The sequence below is a fragment of the Candidatus Hepatincolaceae symbiont of Strigamia maritima genome, from assembly GCF_055505085.1.
In genome coordinates this window covers 1-7,204 of the sequence record NZ_DBKDTU010000168.1, presented here as the reverse complement: position 1 = coordinate 7,204, position 7,204 = coordinate 1, and the positions used below count along the sequence as shown (strand labels likewise).

4 protein-coding genes are annotated in these 7,204 nt (G+C 27.7%); 3 read left to right on the top strand and 1 reads right to left on the bottom strand.

The window, feature by feature from the left end:
- The first annotated feature begins 171 nt into the window (after positions 1–171).
- From gyrA to ACQCX0_RS04560, 3 genes are all read left to right on the top strand, one after another.
- Positions 172–2,973, top strand: coding sequence for a DNA gyrase subunit A (gyrA, locus tag ACQCX0_RS04570; RefSeq protein WP_462562996.1), 2,802 nt, complete (start codon positions 172–174; stop codon positions 2,971–2,973).
- Positions 2,974–3,072: 99 nt separating this feature from the next.
- Positions 3,073–3,579 carry a pantetheine-phosphate adenylyltransferase gene (gene coaD / locus ACQCX0_RS04565; protein WP_462562995.1) on the top strand — a complete coding sequence of 169 codons (507 nt, stop codon included), beginning with the start codon at positions 3,073–3,075 and terminating at the stop codon, positions 3,577–3,579.
- Between the two features lie 271 nt (positions 3,580–3,850).
- Positions 3,851–5,200, top strand: coding sequence for an MATE family efflux transporter (locus tag ACQCX0_RS04560; protein ID WP_462562994.1), 1,350 nt, complete (start codon positions 3,851–3,853; stop codon positions 5,198–5,200).
- 44 nt (positions 5,201–5,244) lie between these two features.
- On the opposite strand, the gene ACQCX0_RS04555 is transcribed toward ACQCX0_RS04560, so the two are convergent.
- Positions 5,245–7,131 carry a peptidylprolyl isomerase gene (locus ACQCX0_RS04555; RefSeq protein WP_462562993.1) on the bottom strand — a complete coding sequence of 629 codons (1,887 nt, stop codon included), beginning with the start codon at positions 7,129–7,131 and terminating at the stop codon, positions 5,245–5,247.
- Positions 7,132–7,204 lie beyond the last annotated feature (73 nt).

Sequence of the window (7,204 nt, the reverse complement as noted above, 5' to 3'; positions counted from 1 at the left end):
GATTTCCCTAGAAAGCGTTTAAATATTACCTATGACATTGCAGAAACTGTAAGAAATTTTGTTATATAATAGGTTAAGAATGGAGTTCTTAAAAAGATTGAAAATTATTGAAAATATGGTTATAATTAAAGGTATTTCAAAAAATTAAACTATTAAATAAGGAAATAAGCATTGAGTGATGATAGTAATTTATTAGCTAAAGAAGATATTAAAATAGTTCATATAGAAGAAGAAATGCAAAAATCTTACTTAGATTATGCTATGAGTGTAATTATAAGTAGGGCATTACCTGATGTTAGAGATGGGTTAAAACCGGTACATAGAAGAATCATTTATTCTATGTATGAAAATGCTTTTTGGCATAATAAACCTTTTAGAAAATCTGCAAGAATAGTCGGTGACGTAATAGGTAAATATCATCCTCACGGAGATAGTGCAATTTACGGTGCTATGGTACGTATGGCACAAGATTTTTCCCTAAGATTACCCCTAATTGACGGGCAGGGTAACTTTGGGTCTATGGATGGTGATAATGCTGCGGCAATGCGTTATACTGAAGCTAGAATGGCATTGTCTGCTGAATATTTAGTAAATGATTTAGATAAAAATACTGTAGATTTTAAACCTAATTATGATGACTCCATATATGAACCAAGTGTTATGCCGGCGATGTATCCTAATTTGTTGGTAAATGGAGCTAGTGGTATTGCTGTAGGAATGGCTACTAATATTCCTTCTCATAACTTAGGAGAATTAATGGATGCTCTCTTAGCTTTAATTGATAATCCTAGTTTAGAAATAGAAGAATTAATGCAATATATTCCGGCTCCTGACTTTCCTACAGGTGGTAGAATAATTGGTACAAGTGGGGTTAAACAAGCTTTTAGAACAGGGCGTGGTTCCTTTAATGTTTGTGGAGTTGCTAGAATAGAAGATGCTAAGAAGAATCGTAGTACTATTATAATTTCAGAAATCCCTTGGCAGGTAAATAAATCTAAATTAGTAGAGGAAATTAGTAATTTAAAAGAAAAAGCTAATAATAAAGATTTAGATGTTATTAGTGCAGTACGTGATGAATCCGATAGACATGGGGTAAGAATTGTTATTGAACTTAAAAAAGATGTAGAACCTGAAATAGTAATTAATTATTTACAAAAATATACATCTTTTCAAGTGTCTTTTAGTGTTAATATGCTAGCTATTAATAATGGTGTTCCTAAATTAATGAATGTTAAAGAGGTACTTGAGGCTTTTATTCTTTTCAGAAGAGAAGTAGTTAGGAAAAGAACACTATATTTATTAGATAAAGCCAGAGCAAAAGCACATATTTTAGCCGCTTTAGGAGTAGCTGTTGAAAATATAGATGAAGTTATTGAATTAATTAGAAGTTCAGAAAATCCTGCTCAGGCAAAAGAACGTTTAATAGCAAAAACTTGGAAAGCAGGTAGCATTACACCTTATATTGCCTTATTAGATGAAGCAGATAGACAAGTAATTGATGGTAATTATACTTTATCTGAAGTTCAGGCAAAAGCAATTTTAGATTTAAGATTACATCGTTTAACCGGTTTAGAGAGAGAAAAAATAATTACTGATTTACAGGAATTAAGTGAGGAAATTAAAGGATATTTGAGAATATTGGGAAATACTAATGTACTTTTACAAAGAATTAAAGATGAAATTATTACTACTAAAGATAAATTTGCTACTAAACGAAAAACTCAAATAGAAGAACAGCAAGATGAGTTATCAGAAGAAGATTTTGTACAAGAAGAAGATATGATTGTAACTATTAGTAGCGGAGGGTATATAAAAAGAGTACCTATTTCTACTTATCGCTCACAAAGACGCGGTGGCAAAGGTAAAATTGGTATGTCAACTAAAGAAGAAGATGTAGTTACGGATGTTTTTATAGTAAATACGCATGATAATATACTATTTTTTAGTTCAAAAGGTATGGTGTATAAATTGAAATGTTTTAAGATACCTGAGAGTCAACCTCAAGCACAAGGTAGAGCTTTAATTAATCTCTTAGCTATTGAAAAATCAGAAACTATTACCACTATATTACCACTCTCAAAAGGAATTAATGAAGAACAAGAAATGGTATTTATTACAACTCAAGGTAATATTAGAAAAAGTAATATTAAAGATTTTTTGAATATTCCTAATAAAGGTAAAATTGCTATGAAATTAGAAGATGAGGATTTGCTTGTTGGGGTATTAGTAATAGATGATTCTAAGGATATACTAATTAATACTAAATTAGGAAAAGCTACCAGATTTAATTCTAAAACTCTGAGAGTTATTGCCAGCCGTAATTCTTCCGGAGTTAGAGGTATTAAATTACAAAGTAGTGATATTGTAATTAATATGTCTTTATTACGACATGAAAAAATAGAAGAGTCTACAGTACGAGATGAATACTTAAAATATGCAGGAGCTCAAAGACGCGGAGAAACTCCGCCTAATGTTAGTTTATCTAAAATACAATTAGAAGCATTGGCACAAGGAGAAGAATTTATTTTAACTGTAACTTCAAATGGTTTTGGAAAAATCAGTTCAGCTTATGAATATAGAATTACTGGTAGAGGATGTAGTGGCTTTTTTAGTTGTAAATTATCTAAGAAAAATGGATATGTTGTTGCCTCTTTTGTAGTAGAACAAAGTGATGATATTATTATTGTAAGTAATCAAGGGCAAATTATTAGAATTCCTATACAAGGAATTAGGATTGCTGGTAGAGTTTCTCAGGGAGTTATTTTATTTAAATTAAATAAGAAAGAAGAAGTAGTATCAGTTAGTAAATTTGTACCTATTGATGATATATCATTAGAAAAGTTGCATACTGATGAAGAAACTGCATCAGAACTTGAATCTTTACTTATTATTAATAATAAAGATGATACAGCAATTTCAAAACCTAATTCCTCTAAGAAAGATGAAGATCCTAAAGGAGATTTGTTTAATTAAACATAAGAATCTTATTAGACTTAGTATTTAAGAATTTTTATAAAAATCTATAATAACTAATAAATGAATGAATTATAATAGAGTAAAGGGTAAACTCTTATGGTTAACTTAATAGGAATGTATGCAGGTTCTTTTGATCCTATTACCTTAGGGCATCTGGATATTATTAGTAGATCTTCTAAATTAGTAGATAAGCTAATCATAGCAATAGGGCATAATCCTAATAAAAACAAAGATTCTTTATTTACAGCCTATGAGAAACTAGAAATCATTCAAGAATGTATACAGGATTTTTCAACAGATATCAAAAAGAAACTAGAAATAGAAATATTTAAAGGATTGTTAATAGACTTTGCTGAAAAAAAACAAGCTAAAATTATAATTCGCGGGATTAGAGCTTTATCTGATTTTGATTTTGAATTTACTTTAGCAGGAGTTAATTCTAAATTAAATCATGAAATAGAAACAATTTTTTTTATGGCCTCAGAAAATAAACAATTTATTAGTTCTCGTTTTGTTAAAGAAGTAGCCTCATTAGAAGGAGCTTTAAATTTTTTTGTTCCTCCTTTAGTAATTGATAGATTAAAAAAAAAATATCATAACTAAACTAATATATTGCTAACTATTAGATCTTCATTTATCAGTACATACTATAGAAAGAAGAAATCTTGAAACTTATATTAGCTTTATTAATAGATAAAAGTAAAAAGTAGTTAATAGATTTGACTAGTACTTCTAAAGTTTTATAATAGTTATATATATTTCTAGGACTTGTAACACTTTCTTTAGTATTTAGTAAACCAATTAAAAAAATGTAATATATTTTTGTAAAAATATATTACACTAAATAATATTCTATAAATCATTAGGACATTTTATGCAGAAACCAAGAAGTTTTTATAAAAAGTTTTTTTGGCTGGCTTTACCGCTCTCAGCTCAACAATTAATAGCAGTATCTTTAAATTTTATTGATAATATTATGGTTGGTCAACTAGGAGTGAATGCAATTGCAGCGGTATCTTTTGCTAATAAATTTTATTTTGTTTATATATTAGTTTTATATGGTGCTTTTTCTGGGGTAGGAATCTTTATTGCACAATATTTTGGTAAAAAAGATTTTATTATAATTAGAAAAATTTTTGGATTAAGTATTATGAGTGCAATAGTTATTGCTTTGAGCTTTACAGTTATTACTTACATAACTTCAGTATTTATTATTAGTTTATTCACAAAGGATATTATAGTATTGGATTTGGGTAGTAATTATCTAAAAATTATTGCTCTGAGTTTTTTATTTACGGCAATATCTTTTTGTATTACAATGACTCTTAGAGCAATAACTATTAATTCTCCAGCCTTAATAATTACGATTATTACTACCATAGTTAATACAGTATTAAATTATTTATTAATTTATGGTAATCTTGGCTTTCCAAGATTAGAAGTAGAAGGGGCAGCCATTGCAACGCTTATTGCGAGGACAATAGAAGTTTTATGCTTTTTAGGTTTACTTTTTTATAAAAAGTATAATTTAATAGGAAAGATTAAAGAATATTGGGGATTAAGTTTTGAAATCATTAAACGTACAATTAAAGTTAGCACCCCAGTATTTTTCACAGAATTTGCTTGGGGGTTAGGAACATTTGTTTTAAGTGTTGCTTATGCAATACCAGGCACAAATACAGCGGCATCTATTGCTATTGCTGATATAATAATAAATATTGGGGTAATAATTTTCATGGGAATTAGTAATGCTGCTGGGATAATATTAGGACAAACCATAGGTGCAGGAAAAAAATCCCAAGCTGCTTTAATGAGTAAATATATTCTTAAAATAGCTGTTTTCTGTAGTACTTTAACTGTAGTATTATGTTTAATTGCTATATATCCGGTAATTAATATTTATAATATCTCAACAGAAGTACAAGTAATGTCTATTAAAGTATTATTAGTTACCTCAGTTGCAATGTTTTTTAAGATGATGAATTGGACTTTATTAATTGGAATTCTGCGTGCCGGAGGAGATACCAAGATAGCTTTTTTACTTGATACTGGATTTTTATTTTTGTATGCTGTTCCTATGGCTTTTTTTGCCATAATAGTACTAAATTTAGAAATTTATTGGGTAGTACTGTTAGTATACTTTGAAGAAGTCATAAAACTTAGCTTTGCAATTTTACGCTATATCAGTAGAAAATGGTTAGTTGATTTAACTAAGAAAGCTTAATAGGTAAATTATTATTTCAGAGTTCTATAAATACATTCCTATAATTATTGTTGCCCAAGATTATTATTTCCTAATAAGGCGTTAAGCATAACTTCCTGATTAATATGAATATTAAATTTTTTTGTTAAAAGATCATAATACCCAAAAAGTAAATCTTCTTTATATTCTTGAAGGTTTTTAGCCATAAAGTTTAAAGCTTCTTGATTTTGTGTTTGATTTTTATTAAACATGGTAATTTTCGGAGTTCTTATGTTAGTTACTATTCCTACAATAACTGTACCGTCTTTTAGTTGACCTTTAATAGGTGTATATTTTTTAGTAGTATAAATAGTATTTAATGTATCTGCATCAAAAGTTTGATTAGCTCTGGTAATATTAATATTTCTAGGTAATTTAACTTTTTTATAATCCTTACTTAAATCTAAGATAAGTTTACTACTTAAGGTATTAACTTGTTCATCAAGCTGTTGTTTATTCCAAATAAGCATTAATTCAGGTTTAATATCTTTAATATCCTTGATAAATTGCGGAGTAATATTAGTAATTTTTATAGCTAATAAAATATTGCTATCAGTATCAATAACAGTAGGGGTTTGATTTTTAGAAGAAGCAAAGATAGTTTTTAATACCTTAGGATTTTCAGTAATTCCCTTAAGATATTTGTGATTTTGGTCTTGATTTAAACTATTAATAGATGACAAAGTTGTAAACTTTGCCCCTTTTAAAGTAGTAGTAGCATCTTTTAGAGAAACATTATTTAGTAATATTATATTTGTAAAATCATTTTTTAGATTATCTTTAAATTCTGCTTGTTTGTTTGCTTCTATTATTTGGGTAATTTGTGTTTTTACTTCTTCAAGGGATAGAGGAGAGGCAGTTAAGATTTTATTTACGTATAGAATATGCCATCCTACAGGTGTTTCTATCGGTTCTTGAAATTGTTCCGCTCCTACATTAAAAGCTATGGATGAAATATTAGGAGGCAGATCTTCTTTAGAAATTTTTCCTAATTTTATTATATCATATTTGGAGGTTATATCTTCTAATTTAGTATTTTTAATTTCATTAAAAATTTTATTTGCTTTATCTAAGTTACTTACTAAAATTTGGCTTACTTCTCTTTGTTCTTCTTCTAAATAATTATTCTTATGTTTATTATAGTAGTCTTCTAATTCGGATTTAGTTACTTTTATTTTAGTAAGCAGTGGATCTATGTTAAGTGTTAATAGTTCTACCGATCTGGTTTCTAGTTGGGTAAAACTTTCTTTATTAGCATCTCTTATTTGTAATAAATTGGTATCTGTTGGTTTTTTTAGATCTTTAATAGATTCTCTTAAAATCTGAGTATAATGAAAGGTTCTATTCTGATTCAGCGCTTGTAAATTTAATATGGCTATATCTTTTGGTATATATAAAACATTTAAGATTGTACTGAGTAATTGTTCTCTTATAACATCATTTCTAAGATTATCTAAATATAAGGATTCTGAACCAAAAACAGTACTTACCTGTTGTTCAAAACGTTCTCTATTAAAAGTACCATCCTCATTTTTAAAGTAAGGAACACTAGCAATTATTTTAAATAATAGTTCGTTATTAGCGGTCATTTTTAAACTTTTAGCCTCATTTGCAAATAAAGAACTTGAGATGTGTTGTTGGATTATTCTATTGATAATACTTTGTAAAATAAAAGGATTTTGGCTAATAAGTGCTTGATTCTGATTAACTAAAGAATTATATTCTGCAAAGATTAGTCTTGGGGTAGTTTCAATACCTCCGACTTTTAGCCAAGTATTCGAATTTTGTACTTGATTTTGCATAACATACTCACTAATAACCCAAGGAATCATACTTATTGCTATTAAAATTATTATGGAACTAACAACGAATTTCTTTAAATGAAGTTTTATAAACGCAAAAATTTTAGTCATGTGAGCCTTTAAGTATTTAATAAATTTTATTACATGATAAATTTAAAAATAGTAAAAATCAATATTTGATTTA

Bases quoted from the DNA above. Each gene is read 5' to 3' on its own strand.
- coaD (WP_462562995.1), top strand. From the start codon at position 3,073: ATGGTTAACTTAATAGGAATGTATGCAGGTTCTTTTGATCCTATTACC.
- ACQCX0_RS04560 (WP_462562994.1), top strand. From the start codon at position 3,851: ATGCAGAAACCAAGAAGTTTTTATAAAAAGTTTTTTTGGCTGGCTTTA.
- ACQCX0_RS04555 (WP_462562993.1), bottom strand. From the start codon at position 7,131: ATGACTAAAATTTTTGCGTTTATAAAACTTCATTTAAAGAAATTCGTT.